The organism is Actinoalloteichus fjordicus (genome assembly GCF_001941625.1).
GTDB lineage: Bacteria > Actinomycetota > Actinomycetes > Mycobacteriales > Pseudonocardiaceae > Actinoalloteichus_A > Actinoalloteichus_A fjordicus.
Genome location: NZ_CP016076.1, coordinates 2382187 through 2406626 on the forward strand (window position 1 = coordinate 2382187; position 24440 = coordinate 2406626).

At 70.3% G+C, this 24440-nt stretch carries 19 protein-coding genes and 1 pseudogene; 13 read left to right on the forward strand and 7 right to left on the reverse strand.

Annotation, left to right across the window (positions count from 1 at the left end; genetic code table 11):
* Window positions 1-22: 22 nt before the first annotated feature.
* On the forward strand, window positions 23-2059 hold the full coding sequence (locus UA74_RS10745; protein ID WP_075764313.1) for an acyltransferase family protein: 2037 nt from the start codon (window positions 23-25) through the stop codon (window positions 2057-2059).
* An 81-nt stretch (window positions 2060-2140) separates the two neighbouring features.
* Window positions 2141-3121 (forward strand): dephospho-CoA kinase, encoded by a 981-nt coding sequence (gene coaE / locus UA74_RS10750; RefSeq protein WP_075740125.1) that lies wholly within the window; start codon window positions 2141-2143, stop codon window positions 3119-3121.
* An 82-nt stretch (window positions 3122-3203) separates the two neighbouring features.
* On the opposite strand, the gene UA74_RS10755 is transcribed toward coaE, so the two are convergent.
* Both UA74_RS10755 and UA74_RS10760 read right to left on the reverse strand, forming a co-directional pair.
* Window positions 3204-3599 carry a DUF402 domain-containing protein gene (locus UA74_RS10755; protein WP_232237718.1) on the reverse strand — a complete coding sequence of 132 codons (396 nt, stop codon included), beginning with the start codon at window positions 3597-3599 and terminating at the stop codon, window positions 3204-3206.
* Window positions 3600-3866: 267 nt separating this feature from the next.
* Window positions 3867-4430 (reverse strand): DUF402 domain-containing protein, encoded by a 564-nt coding sequence (locus UA74_RS10760; RefSeq protein ID WP_075740127.1) that lies wholly within the window; start codon window positions 4428-4430, stop codon window positions 3867-3869.
* Window positions 4431-4638: 208 nt separating this feature from the next.
* Between UA74_RS10760 and uvrB the strand changes: the two genes are divergently transcribed.
* Window positions 4639-6816, forward strand: a complete 2178-nt coding sequence (uvrB, locus tag UA74_RS10765) for an excinuclease ABC subunit UvrB (protein WP_075740128.1) — start codon at window positions 4639-4641, stop codon at window positions 6814-6816.
* Window positions 6817-6884: 68 nt separating this feature from the next.
* Window positions 6885-7316, forward strand: coding sequence for a VOC family protein (locus UA74_RS10770; protein WP_075740129.1), 432 nt, complete (start codon window positions 6885-6887; stop codon window positions 7314-7316).
* A gap of 132 nt (window positions 7317-7448) precedes the next feature.
* Here UA74_RS10770 and UA74_RS10775 read toward each other — a convergent pair whose 3' ends face one another.
* Both UA74_RS10775 and UA74_RS10780 read right to left on the reverse strand, forming a co-directional pair.
* Window positions 7449-8411: an ABC transporter permease gene (locus tag UA74_RS10775; protein WP_232237719.1), complete on the reverse strand. Its 963-nt coding sequence runs from the start codon at window positions 8409-8411 to the stop codon at window positions 7449-7451.
* On the reverse strand, window positions 8408-11221 hold the full coding sequence (locus tag UA74_RS10780; RefSeq protein ID WP_075740130.1) for an alpha/beta fold hydrolase: 2814 nt from the start codon (window positions 11219-11221) through the stop codon (window positions 8408-8410). The genes UA74_RS10775 and UA74_RS10780 overlap by 4 nt, the downstream gene beginning before the upstream one ends.
* A gap of 409 nt (window positions 11222-11630) precedes the next feature.
* Here UA74_RS10780 and UA74_RS10785 point away from each other — a divergent pair, with 409 nt between their 5' ends.
* Window positions 11631-12620, forward strand: coding sequence for a TerC family protein (locus tag UA74_RS10785; protein ID WP_075740131.1), 990 nt, complete (start codon window positions 11631-11633; stop codon window positions 12618-12620).
* A 52-nt stretch (window positions 12621-12672) separates the two neighbouring features.
* Here UA74_RS10785 and UA74_RS10790 read toward each other — a convergent pair whose 3' ends face one another.
* Window positions 12673-13938 carry a metal-dependent hydrolase family protein gene (locus UA74_RS10790; RefSeq protein WP_075740132.1) on the reverse strand — a complete coding sequence of 422 codons (1266 nt, stop codon included), beginning with the start codon at window positions 13936-13938 and terminating at the stop codon, window positions 12673-12675.
* Window positions 13939-14048: 110 nt separating this feature from the next.
* Here UA74_RS10790 and UA74_RS10795 point away from each other — a divergent pair, with 110 nt between their 5' ends.
* From UA74_RS10795 to UA74_RS10805, 3 genes are all read left to right on the forward strand, one after another.
* Window positions 14049-16019, forward strand: coding sequence for a S9 family peptidase (locus tag UA74_RS10795; RefSeq protein WP_075743665.1), 1971 nt, complete (start codon window positions 14049-14051; stop codon window positions 16017-16019).
* A gap of 343 nt (window positions 16020-16362) precedes the next feature.
* Entirely contained in the window at window positions 16363-16896 is a 534-nt protein-coding gene (locus UA74_RS10800) for a GNAT family N-acetyltransferase (RefSeq protein WP_075740133.1), read from the forward strand.
* An 8-nt stretch (window positions 16897-16904) separates the two neighbouring features.
* Window positions 16905-17540 (forward strand): GNAT family N-acetyltransferase, encoded by a 636-nt coding sequence (locus tag UA74_RS10805; protein ID WP_075740134.1) that lies wholly within the window; start codon window positions 16905-16907, stop codon window positions 17538-17540.
* A 25-nt stretch (window positions 17541-17565) separates the two neighbouring features.
* On the opposite strand, the gene UA74_RS10810 is transcribed toward UA74_RS10805, so the two are convergent.
* Window positions 17566-18240 carry an RES family NAD+ phosphorylase gene (locus UA74_RS10810; protein WP_075740135.1) on the reverse strand — a complete coding sequence of 225 codons (675 nt, stop codon included), beginning with the start codon at window positions 18238-18240 and terminating at the stop codon, window positions 17566-17568.
* Window positions 18241-18284: 44 nt separating this feature from the next.
* Window positions 18285-18869 carry a helix-turn-helix domain-containing protein gene (locus UA74_RS10815; RefSeq protein ID WP_075740136.1) on the reverse strand — a complete coding sequence of 195 codons (585 nt, stop codon included), beginning with the start codon at window positions 18867-18869 and terminating at the stop codon, window positions 18285-18287.
* 207 nt (window positions 18870-19076) lie between these two features.
* On the opposite strand from UA74_RS10815, the gene UA74_RS10820 reads away from it, so the two are divergent.
* The 5 genes and pseudogenes from UA74_RS10820 to UA74_RS10840 all read left to right on the forward strand — a co-directional run.
* Window positions 19077-19808 (forward strand): creatininase family protein, encoded by a 732-nt coding sequence (locus UA74_RS10820; RefSeq protein ID WP_232237829.1) that lies wholly within the window; start codon window positions 19077-19079, stop codon window positions 19806-19808.
* A 166-nt stretch (window positions 19809-19974) separates the two neighbouring features.
* Window positions 19975-22059, forward strand: coding sequence for a threonine--tRNA ligase (thrS, locus tag UA74_RS10825; protein ID WP_404799973.1), 2085 nt, complete (start codon window positions 19975-19977; stop codon window positions 22057-22059).
* Complete coding sequence (locus UA74_RS10830) at window positions 22056-22601, forward strand: HIT family protein (protein WP_075740138.1); 546 nt, start codon at window positions 22056-22058, stop codon at window positions 22599-22601. Before thrS ends, UA74_RS10830 begins: the two co-directional genes overlap by 4 nt.
* Before the next feature lie 164 nt (window positions 22602-22765).
* Window positions 22766-23377, forward strand: coding sequence for a phosphatidylinositol phosphate synthase (gene pgsA / locus UA74_RS10835; RefSeq protein WP_075740139.1), 612 nt, complete (start codon window positions 22766-22768; stop codon window positions 23375-23377).
* A pseudogene (locus UA74_RS10840) lies at window positions 23374-24324 on the forward strand (phosphatidylinositol mannoside acyltransferase); the annotation flags it as partial. The gene pgsA and the pseudogene UA74_RS10840, both read left to right, overlap by 4 nt.
* Between the last annotated feature and the right edge of the window lie 116 nt (window positions 24325-24440).

Genomic DNA, 24440 nt, shown 5'->3' on the forward strand with positions numbered 1-24440 from the left:
TACTGCCGGATCGAATGCAGAGGTGACGAAGCCGGTGACCGGTTCCCATCTGGTGGCGCCGCCTGTGGTGCGGAAGTATCGGCCGGAGTTGCAGGGGCTTCGGGCGGTGGCGTCGCTGCTGGTGGTCGTGTATCACATCTGGTTGGGTCGGGTGTCCGGTGGGGTGGATGTCTTCTTCCTGATCTCGGGTTTTCTGATCACTGGTCAGTTGGTGCGGAGTGTGGAGCGGTCGGGGGGTATCCAGTTTCGTCCGTTGTGGGGGCGGATGATCAAGCGGCTGTTCCCCGCCGCACTCACCGTTCTGATCGCGGTCATGGCGGCCGCCGTCCTGCTCTTGCCTCAGAATCGCTGGTTCCAGACGATTCGGGAGATCATCGCCTCGGCGCTCTATCTGGAGAACTGGCAGCTGGCCGCCGACTCGGTCGACTACCTCGCCCAGACCAACGAGGCGAGCCCCGTCCAGCACTACTGGTCGCTGTCGATCCAGGGCCAGTTCTACATTGTCTGGCCGTTGCTGATGCTGCTGGTCATCGGCGTCGCGAAGCTCACGCGCAACCGGCTCCGGCTGACGCTGCTCGGCACGCTGTTCCTGGTGTTCACCGCCTCGCTGATCTTCTCTGTCATCAGCACGGCGGCCAACCAGCCGTTCGCCTACTTCAACTCGCTGACCAGGGTGTGGGAGTTCGCTCTCGGTGGGCTGCTGATGCTGGGCATCGACCACATCAACCTGCCGAAGCTCGCGAGAGTGCTGCTCGGGTGGTTCGGCATCATCGCGCTGGTGGCCTGCGGCCTGGTGCTCCAGGTCGGCACCGTGTTCCCCGGCTACATGGCGCTCTGGCCGACGATGGCGGCGCTGCTGGTCATCCTGGCGGGTGCCTCGGGAACCCGCTTCGGCGTCGACTGGATCCTGTCCTCCCGGCCGCTGGAGTACCTGGGCAACATCAGCTACGCCCTGTATCTCTGGCACTGGCCGGTGCTGATCTTCTACCTGGTGGCCCGGCAGCGTACCGAGGTCGGCCTCGCTGGCGGTGCCTTCATCATCGGTGTCTCGGTCGTGTTGTCGGTGTTGACGTATCACCTGGTGGAGAATCCGCTGCGGCGGTCGGCGGTGGGGACGCGCACGCCGTGGGCGGGGTATCGCTTCGGCCTGGTGTTGCTGATCCCGGTCCTCGCGGCGGCGGGGACCTGGCAGTACATCGCGCATCGGCAGGTCACCGCCCAGGAGGTCGCCGTCGGCGATCCCGACTTCCCCGGTGCCGCGGCCCGCACCCCGGGCTTCGAGTACAGCGGTGGCCAGGACGTCGGGGTGGCGCCGTCCTACATCGCGATCGGCGACGACTGGGCGCAGATCGAACAGGCGCACTGCGCGAACTCGGGCCGCAACGAGGAGCTGGAGATCTGTCGCAACGCGGTCGGTGACGACTTCGCACGGCACATCGTCATCGTCGGCGACTCCCATGCAGAACAGTGGGCGACCGCCCTCTACGAGATCGCCGATCGGGAGAATTGGCAGATCACCTCGATGCTGCGCGGTGCCTGCCCGTTCTCGCTCGAGTCCGAGACGGACCCGAACGACGACGGATGTCGGCAGTGGAACGCCGACGCGACGGAGGAGATCATCGAGATGGCACCGGACGCCGTCTTCACCATCGGCTCCCGTGACGTCCGAGTGGGTCTCACCGAGGCGACGCCGCCCGGCTACGTCGACCAGTGGCGGCGCCTCGACGACGAGGGCATCCCGGTGCTCGCGATGCGGGACAACCCCCGTTTCGACTTCAAGCCCTCGGAGTGCGCTGCGGAGAACGGCGTCGACGCGCCGGAGTGCTCGACGTCGAGGGCGGAGCTGCTTCCCGAGACTCCGCCGTACGCGCTGATCGGCGACGTACCTGGCAACGTGTCGTTCTTCGACTTCAGCGACTACATCTGTACTGAGGACGCCTGCCCGCCTGCGATCGGCAACGTCCTGGTGTACCTGGATCACAACCACATCGGCGCCACGTACATGCGGACCATGACGCCCTATCTGGAGGCTGAGATCCGGGCGGCGACCGGCTGGTAGGCCGACCGCGACGGCCGGTCCGTCCTTTCTCCGGAGGGGACGGACCGGCCGATGTCGTGACGCGGCCGGCAGGATGGCCGAGTGCTGCGTATCGGGCTGACCGGAGGGATCGGGGCGGGCAAGTCGACCGTCGCGAGGCGATTCGCGGACCACGGGGCGGTGATCGTGGATGCCGACCGGCTGGCCAGGGAGGTCGTCGCTCCCGGCACGGCGGGACTGGCGGAGATCGTCGACGCCTTCGGTTCGAGGATGCTGACCGACGACGGCGAGTTGGATCGGCCCGCCATGGGCGAGCTGGTGTTCGCCGATCCGGCGGCTCGTGCTCGGCTCAACGAGATCGTGCATCCCAAGGTGGGCGCCCGGACCGCCGAGGTGCTCGCCGAGGCCCCGGCCGACGCCGTCGTCGTGCATGACGTCCCCCTGCTCGTGGAGAACGGTCTGGCGCCCGGCTATCACCTGGTGGTGGTGGTCGACGCCGACGAAGCGATCCGAGTGGAGCGGGTGCGGCGGACCAGGGGCATGACCGAGGAGGCCGTGCGGGCGCGCATTGCCAGCCAGGCGAGCCGGGCGGACCGGCGGGCCGTGGCGGACGTCTGGCTCGACAACGACGGTGCGCAGGCGGAGCTGATCACGCTGGTGGACGCGCTGTGCAGGGATCGGGTGCGGCCCTTCGAGGAGAACCTGCGCCTGGGCAGGCCCGCGCAGTCGGTCGACGGCACCGTTCGCGAGCACGACCCGGAGTGGCCCGCGCAGGCAGGCCGCCTGATCCGCAGACTGCGTCATGAGCTGGGTGAACGGGCGGCGGCGATCGAACACGTCGGAGCCACGGCCGAGCCGGGGCGCCCGGCCCCCGACCTGCTCGAGCTCGAGCTCGCCGTGCCGTCGGTCGAGACCGCCGACTCGCTGACGCCATTGCTCGCTCAGGCGGGGTTCCCGCCGCTCGCCGATGCGGCGGCTCGGCACCAGCGGGCCGATGCCGGACGTCAGGGCGCCCGAGTGTTTCGGTCGGCTGATCCGGGCAGGCCCGCCGACCTGTACGTCACGGTCGCGGATCGGCCGTGACCGTGCGGGTCGCTGAGCGGGCCTGCCTGCTCGGCGCAGGATGCAGCGACGCGGTGGGCGGCCGCCGATCGACGGCAGGCACTCAGCGCGGCGGCCAGCTCTCGAAGATCCCGGAGGACAGCAGCCACCGGGAGAGGTCGTGCCGTTGGAGGCTGACCTCCTCCAGCGTCCGGTGCACCGTGCGCAGCGCGAGATCGGCGTCTCTCGGCGGCAGGACCCGGCCCGCCACGGCGGCGGCGAACTCCTCGGAACGCACGATCCGTGCCGTCGTCCCGCCGGGAACGGCGAGTCCGAGCAGCAGGTCCGTGGTCCGCCAGCTGCGATGATCTCGCTCGACACGCACGGCGGTGAGGACACTGGGACCACTGCGTCCGTGTCGGGAGCGCGGCCGCTGGTGCACCAGCCGTAGCCCGAGATCGGCGAGGATCCAGGTCACCTCGGAACCCGCGAAGGGGTCTTCCGGGGTGAGGTATTCCATCCGAAGTCCCCACCGTTCGACAGAACAGGTGGTGAGACGTCGGCGGGTACCCGAGGAATAATTACGTACCGAAGTGATCGTATCGACCACATCGACCAACTGCGGAGTGATAACGGCGCCCACAGGGCCAGAGCGTAGCGGCGTGGGCGCTGTTTGTGACCAGGCTTACTGCTTCTTTTCCGTCACGGATCGCCATCGTGTGGATTGCTTTCCGTCAATTGGTCACAACCCCACCGCATCAGCGGTTGACGCGGCCTCGAATGCCGGTTAATCGGCTGGTAGGGCCGGGTGTGGGGTGTTCGTCGTCCCGGCGAGGTCGAAGCCTGCCGTCCGCAGCCACCGGAACACGTCGTGACCGTTGGCGGCGATGCCCTCTACCGCGCGGTGGGTGTTCTCCATGGCGATCTGTGCACTGGCGGGGTCGAGCAGGTCGGCGGCGAGCGCGGCCAACAGCTCGTCGGAGTCCACGACGGTGATGCCTCGGCCCGTCCAGACCAACAGGTCGAGATAGTGGTCGACGCTCGTCCAGCTGGTCCTTCCCGGCGTCACCGCCACCAGGTCCAGGTAGAGATCGCAGTCGGGCACCGCGCCGGGGTGCAGGTCGTAGTCCGTCACCCGAAGGCCCAGTTCCGGGAGCAGCCAGGAGCGGAGGTACGCGATGCGGTGGTGTCCGACGACCGGCCGAGCGAGAAACAGCCCGAACGGGTGAACCTCGAAGCGGTCCACGGTGCGGACGATCCCTTTGGGATCGGTATTGGTCATGCGGTCCAGGTCGAACGTCTCGACCTTGGGCGCGTGGACGTGCGACGCGATCTGAACCTCGACGCTCATACACCCATACTGCCTAATCCGTGACCGTAGCGTGATCCCCCGATCGTGTAAGTGCTGTGGCGACAGGTCCGCCCGACGGGTGGCCGACCCGAGCATGTCGCGGGTGGTCTTCGAGCCGCCGGGGCGGCGCGACAGTGGTGTGACGACGGTGGTGTGATGACAGTGGTGTGACTCGGCACGACAGTGGCGTCGCCCACGACGACGGACGATGTCGGAGGGCAGGCCTACGCTGGTCGGCGTGGCAGATGCACCGGTGACCGCCTCCTCCCAGTTCCGTCCGATCAGCGACGTCCCCCGCTCGGACGGCCGCTTCCGCGTCGTCAGCGACTACGAGCCTGCCGGGGACCAGCCGCAGGCGATCGCCGAGCTGGAGAAGCGCCTGCGTGCGGGCGAGCGCGACGTCGTGCTGCTCGGCGCGACCGGAACCGGCAAGTCGGCGACCACGGCCTGGCTGGTCGAGAAGGTGCAGCGACCGACGCTGGTGATGGCGCCGAACAAGACGCTGGCCGCCCAGCTCGCCAACGAGTTGCGCGGATTCTTCCCGGACAACGCCGTGGAGTACTTCGTCAGCTACTACGACTACTATCAGCCCGAGGCGTACGTCCCGCAGACCGACACCTTCATCGAGAAGGACTCCTCGATCAACGAGGACGTCGAGCGACTGCGGCACTCGGCGACGATGAGTCTGCTGACTCGGCGCGACGTCATTGTGGTCGCCTCCGTGTCCTGCATCTACGGCCTGGGCACTCCGCAGTCCTACCTCGACCGCTCCATCCCGCTGGCCGTCGGCCAAGAGGTCGACCGCGACCTGCTGCTGCGCGCACTGGTCGACGTCCAGTACGACCGCAACGACCTGGCCTTCAGCCGAGGCACGTTCCGGGTCCGCGGGGACACCGTCGAGGTCATCCCGGCTTATGAGGAGCTGGCCGTCCGCATCGAGTTCTTCGGCGACGAGGTCGACAAGCTGTACTACCTGCATCCGTTGACCGGCGAGGTGGTCCGTGAGCTGACGGAGGTGCGGATCTTCCCCGCCACCCACTACGTCGCCGGACCGGGCCGGATGGAGAAGGCGATCCACTCGATCGAGGCCGAGTTGGAGACGCAGCTGGCTCGGCTGGAGGGACAGGGCAAGCTGCTGGAGGCGCAGCGGCTGCGGATGCGCACGTCCTATGACATCGAGATGATGCGCCAGGTCGGCTTCTGCTCCGGGATCGAGAACTACTCCCGCTTCATGGACGACCGGGAGGCGGGCTCGGCGCCCGCGACCCTCATCGACTACTTTCCCGAGGATTTCCTCCTCGTCATGGACGAGTCCCATGTCACGGTGCCGCAGGTGGGCGGGATGTACGAGGGCGACGCCTCACGGAAGCGGACCCTGGTCGACCACGGCTTCCGGCTGCCCAGCGCACTGGACAATCGGCCGCTGACCTGGGAGGAGTTCTCCGATCGGATCGGGCAGACCGTCTACCTGTCCGCCACCCCCGGCCCCTTCGAGCTGGGGCAGACCGGCGGTGAGTTCGTCGAGCAGGTGATCCGCCCGACCGGCCTGGTCGACCCGCAGGTGCTGGTCAAGCCGACCGACGGGCAGATCGACGATCTGGTGCACGAGATCCGGCTGCGTGCGGAGCGGGACGAGCGGGTGCTCATCACCACGCTTACGAAGAAGATGGCCGAGGACCTGACCGACTACCTGCTCGAACTGGGCATCCGGGTGCGATACCTGCACTCGGAGGTCGACACCCTGCGTCGGGTCGAGCTGCTGCGGCAGCTGCGCCTCGGCGAGTTCGACGTGCTGATCGGCATCAACCTGCTCCGCGAGGGCCTCGACCTGCCGGAGGTCTCGCTGGTCGCGATCCTGGACGCGGACAAGGAGGGCTTCCTCCGGTCGGGCACCAGCCTCATCCAGACCATCGGCCGCGCGGCGCGCAACGTGTCCGGCGAGGTCCACATGTACGCGGACCGGGTGACGGATTCGATGCGTCGGGCCATCGACGAGACCGACCGACGGCGGGCCAAGCAGATCGCCTACAACGAGGAGCGCGGGCTCGATCCGCAGCCGCTGCGCAAGCGGATCGCCGACATCCTCGATCAGGTGTACTCCGAGGCCGAGGACACCGCGACGACCGAGGTCGGCGGGCGCAACGCCTCCCGAGGCCGCAAGCCGGTCGGCGAGCGGGGACAGCCTCGGGGCAGCGCGGGCGTGCTGGCCGATCGGGACACCACCTCGATGCCGAGGGCGGAGCTGGCCGATCTCGTGCAGCAGCTCACCGATCAGATGATGAACGCGGCCCGTGAGTTGCAGTTCGAGCTGGCGGGCAGGCTGCGCGACGAGATCGCCGACCTGAAGAAGGAACTGCGGTCGATGGACGCCGCCGGGGTGTCCTGAAGCGGACTCGTCGCGATGATCTTCGCGTCGTCCGGGCGCGGGGTTAGCCTCGACGGCGAGGTGAGTGGATGAGTATCGGTTTTCAGGTGACGTTCGACGCGATCGACCCTGCCCGGCTCGCCGACTTCTGGGCGGAGGCTCTCGTGTACGAGCTGGAGCCGCCGCCCGCGGGCTTCGCGACGTGGGAGGACTTCGGTCGGGCCGTCAACCTGCCCGCGGCGCGCTGGAACGACCGGGCCGCGGTGCGCGATCCGGAGGGCAGCAGGCCCGGGCTGGTGTTCCAGCGTGTTCACGAGGGCGGGTCGGCGAGGAACCGGGTCCGTCTCGACGTCCACGTCAGCGAGGGCGCCGCGGACATGGACGAGCAGAAGGCCAGGGCGCGGGCGCACGTCGAGCGTCTGGTGCAGGCGGGGGCGGCGGAGCTCCGCGAGGTGGACGGCGTCACCGGCTGGTGCATCGTCCTGACCGATCCGGAGGGCAATGAGTTCTGCGTCCGGTGAGGCGACCCGTGGCGACGAGCCGCCGGTGCGGCGCGGGACGCGGTGTGGCCGGCAGGGCGGCCCGATCGCACCTGGTCGCCCGTCCCGGTCGCCGGTCGTGCGGCTGTCTCGCCAGAGGAGGGCGAGCCGAGGTCAGCTCGTGATGTCCTTGCGCTCGAAGCGGAAGCCTGCCGCCAGCAGGAACACGGTGGCGTAGGCGATGGACGCGAACACGCCCCGCGCGGGGTCGGTGAAGTCGGGCTGCGCGCTGAGCAGGTCGGTCCAGGCATAGGCGTAATGCGTGGGCAGGAACATCCGCAGATCGCCGAGCGCGGTGATCTGGTCGAGGATCTGCGAGACGATGAACACGAGCACCGCGCCGCCGACGGCACCGAGCGGCGCATCGGTGGACACCGACAGCAGCAGGGCGAGCCCCGCGATCCACAGGTAGAAGACGAGCAGGTAGGCCACGACCATCGCCAGGGCCGCCAGGCCGGTGGCGAAGGGCAGCGTCTCGCCGGCAGGAGTGGTCAGTGACCCCGAGCCGTAGGCAGCCAGACCGACGAGCAGCGCCGCACCGGGCAGCAGCACCAGCGACGCCAGCCCGAGCAGCCCGGACACCAGCGCCTTCTGCCGCAGCAGCCTGGCGCGGGGGATCGGCACGGCCAACAGGTACCGCAGACTCGACCAGGCGGCCTCGCCAGCGACCGTGTCCCCGAAGAACAGCGCGATGACCACCACGAAGAGGAAGCCGACCGAGGCGAACAGCGAGAACAACGCGAAATTCAGGCCGCTGCCGGTGGCCAGATCGACGAAGCCGCCGCGTTCGGGCCCCGACTCGTCGGTGCCGATCTGGAAGGCGGCCCACAGGATGACCGGCAGGGCGACCAGTAAGGCCAGGGTGATCCGCGTCCGTCTTCGCCGCAGCTGCCTGCCCAGCTCGACGCGCAGGCGCAGCGTGTTCGACGGACGGTAGCCCGTGGCGGCACCCTGCCCGGCGTCACGCCAGGTCCCTGCGTGCGAGTGCGATGCGTGCGAGTGCGATGCGGCGCGATCCTCCGACGGGCCCTCGACGGGTGCGTCGGGCGAGATCGCCTCGTTCTGTGGCCTGTTCACGGTGCGGTCTCTCCTCCCACGAGCTGGAGGAACGCGTCCTCGAGCCTGCCACGCGGGCCGACCTGGTCGACCGCGATGCCTGCCGCCACCAGGGCGGCGACCACTGTCGACACGGGCGTGTCGACCAGCCGCGCCGTCACCGAGTTCTCGTCGGCGGCGACCTCCTCGACTCCGCGCAGCGTGCGCAGAGCCAGACCCGCCGCCGCCGGATCGTCGACCACGAAGGTGACCTCGCCGTCGCCGGTGACGATGTCGGAGACCGGTCCCGCCGCGACCAGCCTGCCCCGGTGCATCACCACGAGGTGATCGCAGGTCTGTTCCACCTCGGAGAGCAGATGGCTGGAGACCAGCACGGTGCGTCCGGTGGCGGCGTAGTCGGCGAGCACCGTGCGAAGCCGATGGATCTGCGGCGGGTCGAGGCCGTTGGCAGGCTCGTCCAACACCAGGAGGTCGGGCATGCCGAGCATGGCCTGCGCAAGGGCCAGGCGCTGCCGCATGCCCTGGCTGTAGGCGTCCACCCTGCGGTGCACGGCGGTGCCCAGGCCCGCGATCGTCAGCGCCTCGTCCAGCCGGGCGCTCTCCTCGGAACGCCCGGTGGCGGCCCAGTAGGACCGCAGATTGTCCAGGCCGGACAGATGCGGCAGGAATCCCGCCCCCTCCACGAAGGAGCCGACTCGAGACAGCACGGGAGCCCCCGGCCGGATGAGGTGACCGAAGACCCGCACCGACCCCTCCGACGGCGAGATCAGGCCGAGCAGCATGCGCAGCGTGGTGGTCTTGCCTGCGCCGTTGGGCCCGAGGAGACCGACGACCTGGCCGGGATCCACGCGAATCGACAGGTCCGAGACGACGGCGACTCCGCCGCCGTAGGACTTGCCCAGTCCCTCGGTCGACAGCGGGACGTCGGCCAGTTCGGGGTCGAAGTCCGCCGTCTGCCGCCGTCGGATCGCGCTGACGACCGCCACCGCGACACCCAGTACCACCACCGCCAGCGCGCCGAGCAGCGGTTCCGTCGGCGGCTCGATGTTCGTGGGAGTGCCTGCGACGGTGGGCAGGCTGAGGTGTTCGTCGCCGCCGAGCCCGACCAGCGTGACGCCCGGCTGCGTCGTACCTCGGTAGGCCTGATCGGTCGTGGTCACGGCGACCTCGACCCGGTCGCCTGCGTCGAGGGTGTGCACGATGCCGGGCAACGTGACCACGACCTCGGTGGGTGATCCGTCGGCGCGCAGGTCCCCGAGCCGGATCGGCGCGACCGCACCACCCGGCAGCCTGCGGTCGTCGCCGGTCCCGAGGTCGTAGAGCTTGACGAAGAGCACCGTCGACCCGGTCCTGGGCTGGCCGGGGACGGCGGAGACCTGGAGCGTGATCCTCGGTGCTCCGGCGATCAGGACCGATTCCGACAAGGGCTCGCTGGTGAACGTCGCGACCTGGCCTGGCAGGTCCGTGGCGAGGCCGCCTGCTCCGCCTGCGGGCAGGCCGCCCAGGCCGAGGCCGGGCAGGCTGCTGACCGAGGCGGGCTGACCGCCGGGCGGGCTGAGCACGGGCGTCGGCTCGCCTGCCAGCCGAAGGTTCTCCCAGGCGGTGCCGTCGTCCTCGGCCAGACCGGGATAGGCCGCCGCGGTGACGGTCTGGGGCGGGGCCTCCTCGTTGGGACCGGTGTTGGGCAGGGCGTATTCGAATCCGGTGCCCGGATCGGACCCGCGATCCGCGAGGTGGAAGTCGAACCAGTCGCCGACCTCGTCGAGGAGGTCCGGACCGGGCGACTCGCCGTCGTGGCCGCCGTCGTACCAGATCATGCGCACGGTGCCGCCTGCCTCGGTGATCTCGCGCGCGGTGGCGTCGGACTCCTCCAGGCCGAACAGGGTGTCCTGCCTGCCCTGGATGAGCAGCGTCGGTGCCTGGATGGAGTCGGTCACCGACGAGGGGGATCGGGCGGCGAGGAGGTCCACGGTCTCGGCGCTGGGTCTGCCGGTCGTGGCGAGTTCCGTGTAGGCCTCGCAGACCGCGCTGCTGAACCGGCCGCAGGTCAGCGGGCCGTCCGCGCTCGCGGGTGCTGCCGGCTCTGCCTGATCGGCGTCTGGCTGATCCGCCGATGCCTGATCGGCAGGCTCCGGCGGGCCTGCGGGGGTGAAGCCCGTGCTGAACAGGGCGGCCGCCCAGGACTGCTTGAACACGCCGGGCACGGCATCGGGGCCTGCCGCGGGCGTCGACGCGCCTGCGGGCGGGTCACCTGCGGAGTTGGGCAGCAGGGCGTGTGTGAGGTCGTTGTAGGTGATCATCGGCGCGATGGCGTCCACTCGATCGTCGGTGCCCGCCAGCAGCAGCGCCAGTGCGCCGCCGTAGGAGGCGCCCGCGACGCCCACCACCGGGTCGTCGGGGCCGTCCGACAGGACCTGTGGCCTGCCCGCCAGCCAGGTGATCAGCTCCCTGGCGTCGTTGACCTCGTGATCGGGCGAGTTCAGCCCGATACGGCCGGTGCTGGCGCCGAAGCCTCGTGCCGAGTAGGCGAGCACCACGAAGCCTCGCTCGGTCAGGCCTCTCGCCTGCTCGGCGAGATCGGCCTTGCTGCCGCCGAAGCCGTGCGCCAGCAGGATCGCGGGCGCCGGGGTGCGCTCCGGGGTGTAGAGCGTGGCGTCGATGCTCACGCGCGCGGCGTCGCCGGGGCCTGCGGGCAGTTCCAGCGTGAGGTCGCGCGCACCGACCTCCGGAACGGCGTCCTCGCGGGGCCATAGCAGGAACCCTGCGCTGATCAGGAGGACGAGGGCGACCGCGAACAGCGGTCTCCTGGTCCGTCGGGGTCGGACGGGCACAGCGGAGACTGTAAGGGAGACATCACCGTCGGCGCGTGATCTCGTCACCGATCGTCGCCGAACGGGGAGTCCGCTGCGCCGGTCGGTCGTCGCGGACGGCCGGACCGGCGCGGACCCGCCCCGCCTGCCCCTTCGGAGATCACCGATGGTCAGGCCGAGTCTTCTCACGCGATGGAGCGAGACCTCTGGCGGAACACCGGAGGTGCGCGTGGTGTCGCTGCTCACCCCGAGTGGTGCGTGGGGCGACACGTGGTAGACAATGCGCAGGTTGGTGGAGGGGAGTATTCCTTCGCGGCGGTCTCGTCATCACGGTGGTCCTCTGGTGAGGATGCCCGGGGCCGTCGGTCGGTCGTTGGCCGGCGGAAGAGACCTCCGGTGATCGGCGTGTTCTGACACCGGAGGTAGGTCTGTGGACGTCCCCATGTGGGTCTGGTTCGTCACGGTCGGCGTGCTGCTCGCGCTCGTCGCCGTTGATCTCGTGTTGGTGGGGCGTAATCCCCACGAGGTCGGATTGAAAGAAGCCGCGATCTGGTCGATCGCCTGGGTCCTGGCGGCCGTGGTGTTCGGCATCGGGTTGTGGGTCGTCGTCGACGGGACGATGGCAGGTGAGTTCTACGCGGGCTATGTGACGGAGAAGGCGCTCAGCGTCGACAACCTCTTCATCTTCGTCATCATCATGTCGACCTTCGCGGTCCCCAAGATCCATCAGCACCGGGTGCTGCTGATCGGCATCCTGCTCGCCCTGGTCCTGCGCGGCATCTTCATCGCGGTGGGTGCCGCCGCCATCGACCGCTTCAGCTGGGTCTTCTACATCTTCGGCGCCTTCCTCATCTACACCGCCTGGGGCCTGCTGCGCCACAAGGACAAGGACGACTCCGACGCCGCCGACAACCTGATGGTGCGTCTGACCCGCCGCTTCATGCCGGTGACCGACGACTTCCACGGCAGCAAGTCCATGGTGCGCATCGACGGCAAGACCTGGCTGACGCCGATGGCGATCGTGCTGGTGGCCATCGCCAGTGCCGACCTGCTGTTCGCCCTCGACTCGATCCCGGCGATCTTCGGTCTGACCCAGGAGCCCTACCTGGTGTTCACCGCGAACGCCTTCGCGCTGATGGGACTCCGGCAGCTCTACTTCCTGGTCGGTGGACTGCTCAACCGTCTGGTGTACCTGTCGATCGGCCTCTCGCTCATCCTCGCGTTCATCGGTGTGAAGCTCGTGCTGCACGCGTTGCACGAGAACACCCTGCCGTTCCTCAACGGCGGCGAGCCCCTGTCCGTGCCCGAGGTCTCCACCGGCCTGTCGCTGACCGTCATCATCGGCATCCTCGTGGTGACCACCGTCGCCAGCCTGTGGAAGGTCAAGCGCGATCCCAGTGCGGTGAAGAAGGTCGACTGACCGACCGGCGCTCGCCGTTCGTCGTCTCGTTCGGCGAGCGCCGTCTCGATGGTCAGGTCTCGGACGTCTCGGTTCTGGCGTAGACCCGCCTGCCGTCCGTCCAGACCTCGCGGACGGCGGCCCGCATCGCGGCTCCTCCCAGGGGGATCAGCGCGGCCGGGTCGCCGTCCAGCACCACCAGATCGGCCTGTCTGCCCGGCTCCAGCGTGCCGAGCCGGTCGGCGACGCCCAGCAGCTCCGCGGCCGAGCGGGTCGCGGCGTGCAGGGCCTGTTCCGGACTCATCCCGCACTCGGTGAGCAGCCGTAGTTCATCGAGGTTGTCGCCGTGTGGTCCGACGCCCGCGTCCGTGCCCATCGCGATGCGCACTCCCGCCGCGATCGCCGCGCGAGCCGACTCGATGTGCTGATCGAGCACTCGACGCGCCTTGTCGATCACGCCGGTGGTCAGCCCCGCCCCGGATGCCGCGCCCGCAAGCAGCGCCCTCGGCGCGTGCAGCGTCGGGACCAGCCAGGTGTCGTGCTCCAGCATCAGTTCGATGACCTCGTCGGTCAGGTAGATGCCGTGCTCGATGGAGCGCACTCCGTTGCGCACCGCCACGGCGATGCCCTCGGTGCCCTGGGCGTGGGCCATCACCGCGATCCCGGCCGCCTTCGCCTCGGCGACCATGACCGCCACCTCGTCGTCTCGGAAGTGGGCGTGGCGCGGGTCGTCGCGTTGGGAGGCGACCCCGCCGCTGGTGGCGACCTTGATGACGTCGGCGCCCGCCCTGATCAGCTCGCGGACCTTCCTGCGCACCTCGTCCGGGCCGTCCACGACCGTGTTCGGTTTGCCGGGATGCGAGGGCATCAGCGGCAGGCGGCCGCCGTTGAGCAGGTGGTCGTCGCCGTGACCGCCGGTCTGGGACAGCATGGAGATCGCGATCTGCATCCGAGGCCCGGGGATCATGCCGCGTCGCACCGCCTCCGCCACGCCGAGGTCCGCCCCGCCCGCATCGCGGATGGAGGTGATCCCACAGCTCAGCGTCGTCTTCAGGTTCCCGACCGCCGCGAAGAACGGCAGTGAGAAGGGCGTCGTCACCGTCTGGAGGGTGTCGATGCCGCCGAGCATCACGTGGGTGTGGCAGTCGAACAGGCCGGGCAGCACGGTCGCGCCACTCACGTCGATGATCTGCTCCCCGGACCGGGAGCGGGAGTCGACTCTCTCTGGCCTGCCGGTCACGGACTCGATGCGATCGTCCGCGACGGTCACGTCGGCGGGCCGGGCGGGGGAGCCGGTCCCGTCGAAGACTCGACCGCCGGTGAAGTGGATGCGTGTCATGCACAGACGGTAGCGGGGCCGGAGCGGCGCGGACGGAATCTTGTGAGACTTGCTAACGATTTGGTTCGGACTCCCCGGCGCGGTCGGCTGTGCGGGGTAGCTTCGGCCGCGTGCGTCCACAAGACCTTTCCGTCCTGCGTGTTCCCGGTGATCTCGCCCTGCACGGCGATCTGCTGCTGGTGGAGGTGACCCGTCCCGACCTCGAGGAGAACGCCTATCTGAGCGGGATCGAGCGGGTGCCGCTCGACGGCGGCGACCCGGCGCGGTGGACCAGAGGAGGCCGCGATCGCACCCCTCGGATCTCGCCGGACGGGCGGCTGACGGCCTTCCTCCGTGCGGAGGCGGGACAGCGCCCTCAGCTCTTCGTGATGCCGGTGGACGGCGGCGAGGCCCGGCGCCTCACCGCGCTGCCGGGCGGCGCGGGTGAGCCGGTGTGGAGCCCCGACTCGCGGCGCATCGCGTTCGTCGCCAGGGTCGGCGAGGCGGGCCGATACGGCACCGAGGAGGGCGTGGACGCCTCGGCGGAGGCGCCGCGTCACATCACCCGGCTGATGTACCGCGTGGACGGCGTCGGCTTCCTCGGCGACCAGCGGCGCAGGCTCTTCGTGGTGGACGTCGTCGACGGCGACTCCGAGCCGGTTGAGCTCACCGACGGCGAGTTCGACGTCGACCAGCCCGCCTGGGCGCCCGACGGCAGCCGACTCGTCGTCGTCGCGGATCGGGACCTCGGCCGCGTCGACACACTGCACAGGGACCTCTACGTGGTGCCGGTCTCGGGTGCGGCACCGAGGCTCGCGGTGCGCTCGACGGGCACCGTGTCCGCCCCGGTGGTCAGCGCGGACGGCCGCCTGTACTACCTGGGCACCGAGTTCGCAGGCCTGGACGAGGTGGCACGCAACGGCGGGCTGTTCCGGGCCGAGCTGCCCGCCGACGGCCGGATCGCCGAGGGCGTCCGGCTGACCGACGTCGAGACGGTCGACGTCGAGTCGGGCTGCGGTCCCGTGCCGGTGGCAAGCGGCGTCCTGGTGGTCGTCCGGGAGCGCGGCTCCGCGCGGCTGCGGCTGGTGCCCGACGACGTCATCGCGGCGCCGCTTTCCGCGCTTCCCGCGCTCACCGAGGAACGGGCCTCGGTGCGGCGGTTCGTGGTGCACGGCGATCGGATCGCCGTGGTGCGGGCGGACGTCGACGGACCCGCCGAGGTCGTGCTGACCACGGTGCACGCCTCGGACGACGCGGCCGCCGCCGAGGCCGCCACGACGTTGACCGACTACGGGCGAGACATCCGGGATCGAGGGGTACGCCCGCTGCGGGAGCTGATCGGTGCCGGACCGGACGGCTACCCGGTCCACGGCTGGCTGGTGCTGCCGGAAGGTCCCGGCCCGCATCCGGTGCTGCTGCTGGTGCACGGCGGACCGTTCGCCCCCTACGAGTGGAGCTTCTTCGACGAGGCCCAGGTCTACGCCTCCGCCGGGTACGCGGTGGTCATGTCCAACCCGCGCGGGTCGGCGGGCTACGGCCAGCGACACGGACGCGCGGTGGTGGAGGCCATGGGCACGGTGGACGTCTCCGACCTCCTCGCCGCGCTCGACCTCGGCCTTGCCGAGCCGGAGTGCGACGCGACACGGGTCGGCGTGATGGGCGGCTCCTACGGCGGGTTCATGACGAGCTGGCTGGCGGCCCACCACGGGGAGCGGTTCACGGCCGCCTGGAGCGAGCGCGCGGTCAACGCGTGGGACTCCTTCCACGGCAGCTCCGACATCGGCTGGTTCTTCACCGAGGCCTACCTCGGCCCGGACCCGCAGGTGTGGCGGGACAAGAGCCCCGTCTATCACGCCCATCGGGTCGAGATCCCCTTCGCGGTGGTGCACTCCGAGCACGACTGGCGCTGCCCGGTCGAGCAGGCTCAGCGCCAGTACGTCGCGTTGCACCGGGCGGGCGTCGACGTGGAACTGCTGCTGTTCCCCGGCGAGGGACACGAACTGAGCCGCAGCGGCCAGCCACGGCATCGGCGCCAGCGCTTCGACGCCGTGCTGGACTTCTGGAACCGCCGGATGCCGGTGCGCGGCGCGGCCGAGCGCTGAGTCGTCTCGGCGACGTCCTGCGTGCTGGTCGGATGTCCGGCGTCTCCTGGACCGAGACGGAGGCCTGCCGAGACGGGGGGCCTGCCGCGACGGGGCCTGCCGGGCCGGGAGGCACGACGAGGAGGCGCCGGGACGGCGTGCTCCGCCACGCCCGCCTGCGGAGCCGGGACCGCGCACCGCTGGTCGCGGCCCCGGCAGGCGGCGTGGCAGGTCAGGAAGGCGTCATCGGGGCAGGCACGGCGTGTCCCCGCTGGCGGGCGGCGTGGCGTGCCAGCTGGTTGGTCGGCCTCGACGTCGGAAAACCGCTGGCCCCGAGCGCAGGCGAAGCCGCATTCTTCTTCGCATGCGATGGACGGTGCGTCGAGCGGTCCCGGCGGATTCCCCCGAGGTGTCCCGGATCAACGTCCGGTCTTGGCAGCAGGCCTATCCGGGCGTGGTCCCGGCGAGCGTCCTCCTCGGGCTGCGACCCGAGTCCAGGGAGCCGGGCTGGGCCCGTTGGCTGGGGCGGCCCGAGCCGAGCGCGGTCTTCGTGGCGCTCGACGAGGCAGGCAGGCTCGGCGCGTACTGCGCCGTCTCCTCGGCGCGTGAGGAGCGGGACCGGCTGCCCGGCGTGCGTGTCGGAGAACTCGTCGCCCTGTACGTCGATCCCGATGTGTGGGGGACCGGCGCAGGCCATGCCCTGTCACAGACGGCGACGGACTTCCTCGCCGAACAGGGCTTCGAACATGCGGTGCTCTGGGTGTTGCGGGCGAACCTGTCCGGTCGTCGCTTCTACGAGCGTCACGGCTGGTCCGACGACGGGGTCGCGCTGGAGTCGGAGATCGGCGGCGAGCGGATTCCGGAGGTCCGTTACTCCCGCAGCCTGTCCCCGGCATGATGACGCGAATGCGATGGACACTGCGACGCGCCGTGCCTGCCGACGCGGCCGTGTTGGGCAGGATGAACGTGACGGCCTGGCAGCGGGTCTACCGGGGCCTGATGCCGGACGCCCTGCTCGACGGCCTGTCGAGGGTGGACCAGACGCCGAACTGGCAGCAGACGCTGGCCTGGCCGGCGCCGCACGCCGACTTCCTGGCCGTGTGCCCCGCCGAGCCGGACCCTGCCGGATCGGACCCCGCCGACTCGCGCGCGAGCGCCGAGCCCGCCGAGGAGATCGGGGCCTACGCCACGGTGGGCCCGTTGTCCGAGCAGGCCGACGCCCACCCGACCCGCCGCACCGGCGAGCTGATCTCGCTGTACGCCGCGCCTGCGTGGCTGCGGACCGGTGCGGGCAGGCTGACCCACGACGCGGGCCTGGCGCACCTGGCAGAGGCGGGCTTCGAGCACGTCGTGGTGTGGGTGATGGAGGGCAACGCCGAGGGCCGTGCCTTCTACGAGGCCATGGGCTGGGACTGCGACGAGGTGGTGCGGCCGCTGGAGCTGCCCGGCTTCAGCCTCCCGGAGATCCGCTACTCCCGGCCGCTCCTGGTGCAGTCCGTTCCGCCTCGTGCGTCGTCCGCCGCCATAGTCGAGGCGGGCTGACGCAGCGTCGACCGGCGAGGACGGCTCAGTCGAGCAGCGTGTAGTGCAGCTGTTCGCAGATCCGGCCCAGCGGCAGGTCGAGCCCCGGATGGTTCAGCGGCAGCAGCACGTCGGGGGAGTCGGGCAGCGCGCTGCCCGACGGCGGATCCCACAGGCACACCGCCGGGCTGCCCGAGTCCATCGACGATCGGTACCACAGCCCGTCGAGCTGCGGATACGCCGTGCGGATGGCCCTGGCCCATGCCTGAGTCCTGTCCTTGGGCCCGCTGCTGATCGCCTGGGACGCCCCGGCTCTGGTGGGCCACAGCCCCGCGATGTCGAGCAGCCGCAGGGGGCGGACGGGGCGCAGGACCACCAGGTGTGGTGCCCTCGTGCGGCGGTCGACGATCGAGCCTGCCTGAAAGACCTCGGCGATGCTGGTGCGCACGGACAACCCGAAGTACAGGACCCCGTCAGCGGCCTTCGCGGCACCGGGAGCCCCCGCAGGGGCAGGGGCGTCGTCCGCGACCGGATGCGGGTCGAAGCGCGCGTGGGCCAGCGGGCCTACCCGTCGGAAGGTGTTCCAGTGCTGTTGATGTCTGCCGCCGGTCGTGAAGACGCGTACCAGCCGCGTCGCCTGGTGGACGGCCACCACGTCCTCGGTCTCCCGCAGCATCGCGCGCAGGACGTCGGGATCGGGCGGCTGAGGAAGCCGAGCCATCGTCAGTCGTTCGTCTCTCGTTCAGGCGGTTCGGGTCGGGCCGCTCAGACGGGTTCGCCGAGCCGGGCGGCGAGCCTGGCCACCCTGGCCGGGTCACCGCCTGCGAGAAGCCAGTCCCGAGGGGCGGCGTTCGCAGGCCCCACCTGGAGATCTTCCTGCACGCTGGACATGAACGCCGCGACGACCAGCGGAGGCTGGTCGGCGGGCACCGAGGCCAGCACGACGTCCAGGCCGGGGAGCACGCCGTGGGTGGTGAACTGCCAGGCGGGCAGTCGCCAGCCACGCTGATCCTTCCAGCCCGCGAGACGTCCTTCCGCGATGCGGTGCCTGACCCGGCTCGTGTCGATGCCCAGGGCCTCGGCGGCCTGCGGCACGGTCAGTGCCGAGTCGTGCAGCACCGCCTGCTGGGCCACGGCCCGCGCGCGGTGGTCGCTCTCGGTCTCGCTTCGGTGCGACAGGTCGAGCCCGACCTCGGTGAGGGCCTCGCGCTCGTCCACCGAGAGATGGGCGGCCGGATCAGGGCGTGGCGGTGCGAGCTTGCGCACGGCGTCCTCGACGAAGGTCAGGAACTCCCTGGGGGACACTCCCAGACCTGCGTTCGCCAGCACTGTCTCCAACCCTGCACTCACGTCTACAGCGTAGCTCAGCTGTGCGGGTGCGTGCGGGACGCGATTCCACTGATTGCGGTGCGTAACGAACCGGACGTTGATTTCCCCGAGGGGCGAGCGCGACCGCTCATCCGAGTGATAGATGATACCGAGATCCGGGACTCATCCTCGTGATGACGCAGTCCATTCTTCACCGATTGAGTGCTGAGGAGGAGATCGGTGAACGTGATGCGGTGGCATGGCTCCACCCGAGAACGTCTCATCGAGGCCCTGCCGGAGGGATTGGTGATCCTGCCGGTCGGCGCCATCGAACAGCACGGCCCGCACCTGCCGACCGGAACGGACACCCTGATCGTTCAGGCTGTCGTCGAGGCGGCGGTGGCGCAGGCGTCGGAACGCTGCCCACGGCAGCTGATCATCACCCCGCCGGTGGCCTTCGGCTCGTCCGACCACCACCTGCCCTTCGGCGGCACCCTCTCGCTCACCTTCGAGACCTTCACCCAGGTGCTGCTCGACCTCGTCCGCTCCATCGCGATGGGCGGCGGGCGCCGCGTGGTCCTCGTCAACGGCCACGGCGGGAACAAGGGCCCCTGCCACTCGGTGGCCGAGGCCGCCGCGATCCGATTCGACCTCTCGGTCGGCTATGCGGACTACTGGGACCTGTTCCCTGCCGAGGCGGGCGGCAACAGCCCGTTGGTGCCGGGACACGCCGGAGTGTTCGAGACCGCGATGCTGCTGGCCCTGCGCGAGGAGCTGGTGGAGGAGCGTCCGGGCGCCCGCGCGGTCAGCGAACTCCAGGCGATGACGGGGATCACCCTGCACAGCCGCGAGCGGTGGCGCCGGATCGACGGCTACACCGACGAACCCGGCCGGGCCTCCGCCGAGAAGGGCAGGCGCTGGCTCGACGCCTGCGCCGCCGCCCTGGCCGATCGGCTGCTGCTGCTGTCCAAGACCCTCTAGCGGGCGGGGTCGCCGGTCGCGCCGAGTCCGGCGCCGTGCGCCGCGCCCATGGCGGGCATGGCATCGAGCCTCGGCGGGGCAAACCGTGCGGTGTCGGCGCGACGGCGCCGGATAGCATCGGGGTCCGCACCGTGCCCGGTGTTTCCGTCATCGTCAAGGAGTGACCGTGTCCCGACCGCAGTTCCCGCCGCCCGAGTCCGCGTCGCCCGTGAGGGTGCAGGCCGGGACCACCGCGGGGACGACGGTGCGCGAGGCGGGGCTGCCCGCCAAGGGCCCCGACGCCGTCGTCGTGGTCCGCGACCCGGCAGGCGTCCTGCGCGACCTGTCCTGGGCGCCGGAGACCGACACCGACGTCATCCCCGTGGCGGCCGACACCGAGGACGGCAGGGCCGTCATCCGCCACTCGACGGCCCACGTGCTGGCCCAGGCGGTCCAGGACCTGTTCCCCGAGGCGAAGTTGGGCATCGGTCCGCCCGTCACCGACGGCTTCTACTACGACTTCGACATGCCGCGTCCCTTCACTCCGGAGGACCTGCAGGCGCTGGAGAAGCGCATGAAGCAGATCGTCAAGGGTGCACAGCGGTTCTCCCGACGGGTCGTCGGCTCCGTGACCGCGGCGAAGGAGGAGCTGGCCGCCGAGCCCTACAAGCTCGAACTCGTCGACGTCAAGGGCGGGCCGGGCCAGGGCGAGGCCGCGGTGGACACCTCCGAGGTGATGGAGATCGGCGGCGCCGAGCTGACCGTCTACGACAACCTCGACCCGCGCAGCGGCGAGCGGGTCTGGGGCGACCTGTGCCGGGGTCCGCACATCCCGACCACCAAGCACATTCCCGCGTTCAAGCTGATGCGCAGCGCGGCGGCCTACTGGCGGGGCAGCGAGAAGAACCCGCAGCTCCAGCGGGTGTACGGCACCGCATGGGAGTCCACCGAGGCGCTGGAGGCGTACCTGGAGCGACTGGCGGAGGCCGAGCGCCGGGACCACCGCAGGCTCGGGGCCGAGCTGGACCTGTTCAGCTTCCCCGACGAGATCGGCTCCGGGCTGCCCGTCTTCCACCCCAGGGGCGGCATCATCCGCCGGGAGCTGGAGGACTACTCGCGCCGTCGTCACGAGGAGGCGGGCTACCAGTTCGTCTACACCCCGCACATCACCAAGGGCACGTTGTTCGAGATCTCCGGACACCTCCAGTGGTACGCCGACGGCATGTACCCGCCCATGCACCTGGACGCCGAGGTCGACGCCGACGGCGCGGTGCGCAAGCCCGGCCAGGACTACTACCTGAAGCCGATGAACTGCCCGTTCCACAACCTGATCTTCCAGTCGCGGGGCCGGTCCTACCGTGAGCTGCCGCTGCGGGCCTTCGAGTTCGGCTCGGTGTATCGCTACGAGAAGTCCGGCGTGGTGCACGGCCTGACCAGGGTGCGCGGCCTGACGATGGACGACGCGCACATCTACTGCACCCCGGAGCAGGTCGGCGAGGAGATCCGGTCGCTGCTCACCTTCGTGCTGGACCTCCTGCGCGACTTCGGGCTGGACGACTTCTACCTGGAACTGTCCACTCGCGACGAGGAGAAGTACGTCGGCTCGGACGAGGTCTGGGCCGAGGCCACCGAGACGCTGCGGGAGGTCGCCGTGGCGAGCGGGCTCGAGCTGGTCCCCGATCCGGGCGGTGCGGCCTTCTACGGGCCGAAGATCTCCGTCCAGGCCAAGGACGCGCTCGGTCGCACCTGGCAGATGTCGACCATCCAGCTCGACTTCAACCTTCCCGAGAAGTTCGGCCTGGAGTACACCGCCTCCGACGGCTCGCGACAGCGGCCGGTGATGATCCACCGGGCGCTGTTCGGCTCCATCGAACGTTTCTTCGGGATCCTGACCGAGCACTACGCGGGTGCCTTCCCCGCCTGGCTCGCGCCGGTCCAGGTGGTGGGCATCCCCATCGCCGACGAGCATGCCGAGCACTTGGCGGGCGTCGCCAAGGCACTGCGGGCCAAGGGGCTGCGGGTCGAGGTCGACACCTCCGACGACCGGATGCAGAAGAAGATCCGCAACCACACGACGCAGAAGGTGCCGTTCCTGCTGCTGGCAGGCGGCAAGGACGTCGAGGCGGGTGCGGTCTCCTTCCGCTTCCGTGACGGCAGCCAGATCAACGGCGTGCCGGTGGATCGAGCGGTCGAGGCGCTGGCCGACTGGGTCGGCCGCCGGGAGAACTCCTCCCCGACCGCCGAGGCCTTCGACCCCGTGCGACCGGGATGACCGAGTTCGCCGAGCAGCAGGGCGTCGGCATCCCCGACGCCCTGCAACGGCTCTGGACACCGCACCGGATGAGCTACATCCGAGGAGAGAACAAGCCTGCGGGCACGGCCGAGGACGGCTGTCCGTTCTGTCTGCTGCTGGCATTCGACGACGCCGACGCGTTGATCGTCGCTCGCGGTGAGCTGGTCTTCGCGGTGCTCAACCTGTACCCGTACAACCCCGGCCATCTGATGGTGCTGCCCTACCGGCACGTCCCGGACTACACCGACCTGACGGCTCGGGAGACGGTCGAGCTGGCGGACTTCACCCAGCGCGCCATGCGGACGATCCGGCTGGCCTCGGCGCCGCACGGCTTCAACATCGGGATGAATCAGGGCCCCGTCGCGGGCGCGGGCATCGCCGCGCATCTGCATCAGCACGTGGTGCCGCGTTGGGGCGGCGACGCGAACTTCATGCCGGTCATCGCCCACACCAAGGTGTTGCCGCAACTCCTGGGGGAGACCCGTTCGCTGCTCGCCGCCGCCTGGGCGGAGAGCGGATGAACCCGACCGGGTCCCGCGCGAGGGGCGATGTCGGCAATGTCGGTGATGCCGCCGCCGTGCGGTGCGGTGTCGCTCGTTAGTCTGATTTCCGAAACCTGACATGCCCGCTGGCAGGACCCGCCCGGGTTCGCGCCGTCGATGGAAGGTCTGAGTCGACCAGTCCCATGCTCAACATCTTCGCGCGTGCCTCGGTCTCCCGCGTCACCGATCCGGTGGGCGGGTGGCTGGTGCGTCGTGGGCTCTCGCCGAACGTCATGACGGTGATCGGCACCCTCGGCACGATCGTCGCCGCTCTGTGGTTCCTGCCCAGGGGCGAATTGTTCGTCGGCGCGGCGGTGGTCACGGTGTTCGTGCTGTTCGACCTTCTCGACGGCGCGATGGCGCGGGTCAGCGGCGGCACCACCACCTTCGGCGCGGTGCTGGACTCCTGCTGCGACCGACTGGCCGACGCGGCCCTGTTCGGCGCCATCGCCTACTGGTGCTTCGTCGGTGCCGACGATCGGGTGACCGGCATCGCCGCGCTGATCTCGTTGAGCTGCGGCCAGGTGATCTCCTACGTCAAGGCCAGGGCCGAGGCCTCCGGGCTGTCCGCCGACGGCGGGCTGGTCGAGCGGGCCGAGCGGTTGATCATCGGGCTGGTGGGCGTCGGCATCCACGGTCTCGGCGTGCCGTACATCCTCCAAGTGAGCCTGTGGCTGTTGGCGGTGCTCTCGGTGATCACCGTGGGACAGCGTCTGCTGGCCGTGCACCGCTCCGCCTCGGAGCAGGCGGTATGAGCGGCCCAGCGGACGGCTCCTCGACGCACTCGACACACTCGCTGCGGGAGCGGCTCGTCGACGGCGCCTACACCGCAGGATGGCGCCTGGTGCGGCTGTTGCCGGAGCGGGCGGCCCGACTGCTGTTCCAGGCCGGCGCCGATCTGGCGGTGCGGCGCGGCGGCCGGGGCATCGACCAGCTTCGCCGGAATCTTCGGCGGGTGGCGCCGGAGCTGACGGAGGCGGGACTCGACGACCTGGTCCGGCGATCGATGCGGTCGTACCTCCGCTACTGGCGGGAGGCGTTCCGGCTCCCTGCGATGGACCTGCGGACCGTCAGCGCGCGGGTCGACGCGGGCGTGGTCGGCCGCGAGCATCTGGATGCGGCCTTGGCGCAGGGACGCGGCGCGATCGCGGTCCTGCCGCACAGCGGCAACTGGGACATCGCAGGCGTGTGGGCGGTGAGCAGGTACGGCGGATTCACCTCGGTCGTCGAGCGGCTGCGGCCGGAGCCGCTGTACCGGCGGTTCGTCGCGTACCGCGAGTCGATGGGCTTCGAGATCCTTCCCCATGACGGTGGCCGACAGATGATGTCGACGCTGCTCACCCGGCTGCGCGAGAACCGTCTGCTGTGTCTGATCGCCGACCGCGACCTGAGCCGCCGGGGCGTCGAGGTGCAGTTCTTCGGCGAGACCACCCGGATGGCGAGCGGGCCTGCTCGGCTCGCCGCGGCGACCGGGGCGGTGCTGGTGCCCGCCGCGTGCGAGTTCACCGACGACGGCTGGGCGATCCGGCTCTACGAACCCGTGCCGGTGACCGGTGCGAGTCCGGCCGAGGTACAGGCCGCCACGCAGCAGGTCGCCGACGTCTTCGCCGCCGACATCGCCGCCCGCCCGGAGGACTGGCACATGATGCAGCCGCTCTGGCTCGCCGACCTCTCGGCGCGGCGCCGAGCGATCCTGGCCGAGGACGCCGCCACGACGGGCGCTGCGAGTGCGGACGCGGCGGCCGGGACGACGGGCCCCTCGGCGGGCCCGGTCGCCGGGGAGGGCGTCGCCGGGGACACCGCTCGCGCCGAGAAACC

Bases quoted from the DNA above. Each gene is read 5' to 3' on its own strand.
- UA74_RS10755 (WP_232237718.1), bottom strand. From the start codon at position 3,599: ATGGAATACCTCACCCCGGAAGACCCCTTCGCGGGTTCCGAGGTGACC.
- UA74_RS10760 (WP_075740127.1), bottom strand. From the start codon at position 4,430: ATGAGCGTCGAGGTTCAGATCGCGTCGCACGTCCACGCGCCCAAGGTC.
- uvrB (WP_075740128.1), top strand. From the start codon at position 4,639: ATGTCGGAGGGCAGGCCTACGCTGGTCGGCGTGGCAGATGCACCGGTG.
- UA74_RS10770 (WP_075740129.1), top strand. From the start codon at position 6,885: ATGAGTATCGGTTTTCAGGTGACGTTCGACGCGATCGACCCTGCCCGG.
- UA74_RS10790 (WP_075740132.1), bottom strand. From the start codon at position 13,938: ATGACACGCATCCACTTCACCGGCGGTCGAGTCTTCGACGGGACCGGC.
- UA74_RS10800 (WP_075740133.1), top strand. From the start codon at position 16,363: ATGCGATGGACGGTGCGTCGAGCGGTCCCGGCGGATTCCCCCGAGGTG.
- UA74_RS10805 (WP_075740134.1), top strand. From the start codon at position 16,905: ATGCGATGGACACTGCGACGCGCCGTGCCTGCCGACGCGGCCGTGTTG.
- UA74_RS10810 (WP_075740135.1), bottom strand. From the start codon at position 18,240: ATGGCTCGGCTTCCTCAGCCGCCCGATCCCGACGTCCTGCGCGCGATG.
- UA74_RS10820 (WP_232237829.1), top strand. From the start codon at position 19,077: ATGCGGTGGCATGGCTCCACCCGAGAACGTCTCATCGAGGCCCTGCCG.
- UA74_RS10830 (WP_075740138.1), top strand. From the start codon at position 22,056: ATGACCGAGTTCGCCGAGCAGCAGGGCGTCGGCATCCCCGACGCCCTG.
- pgsA (WP_075740139.1), top strand. From the start codon at position 22,766: ATGCTCAACATCTTCGCGCGTGCCTCGGTCTCCCGCGTCACCGATCCG.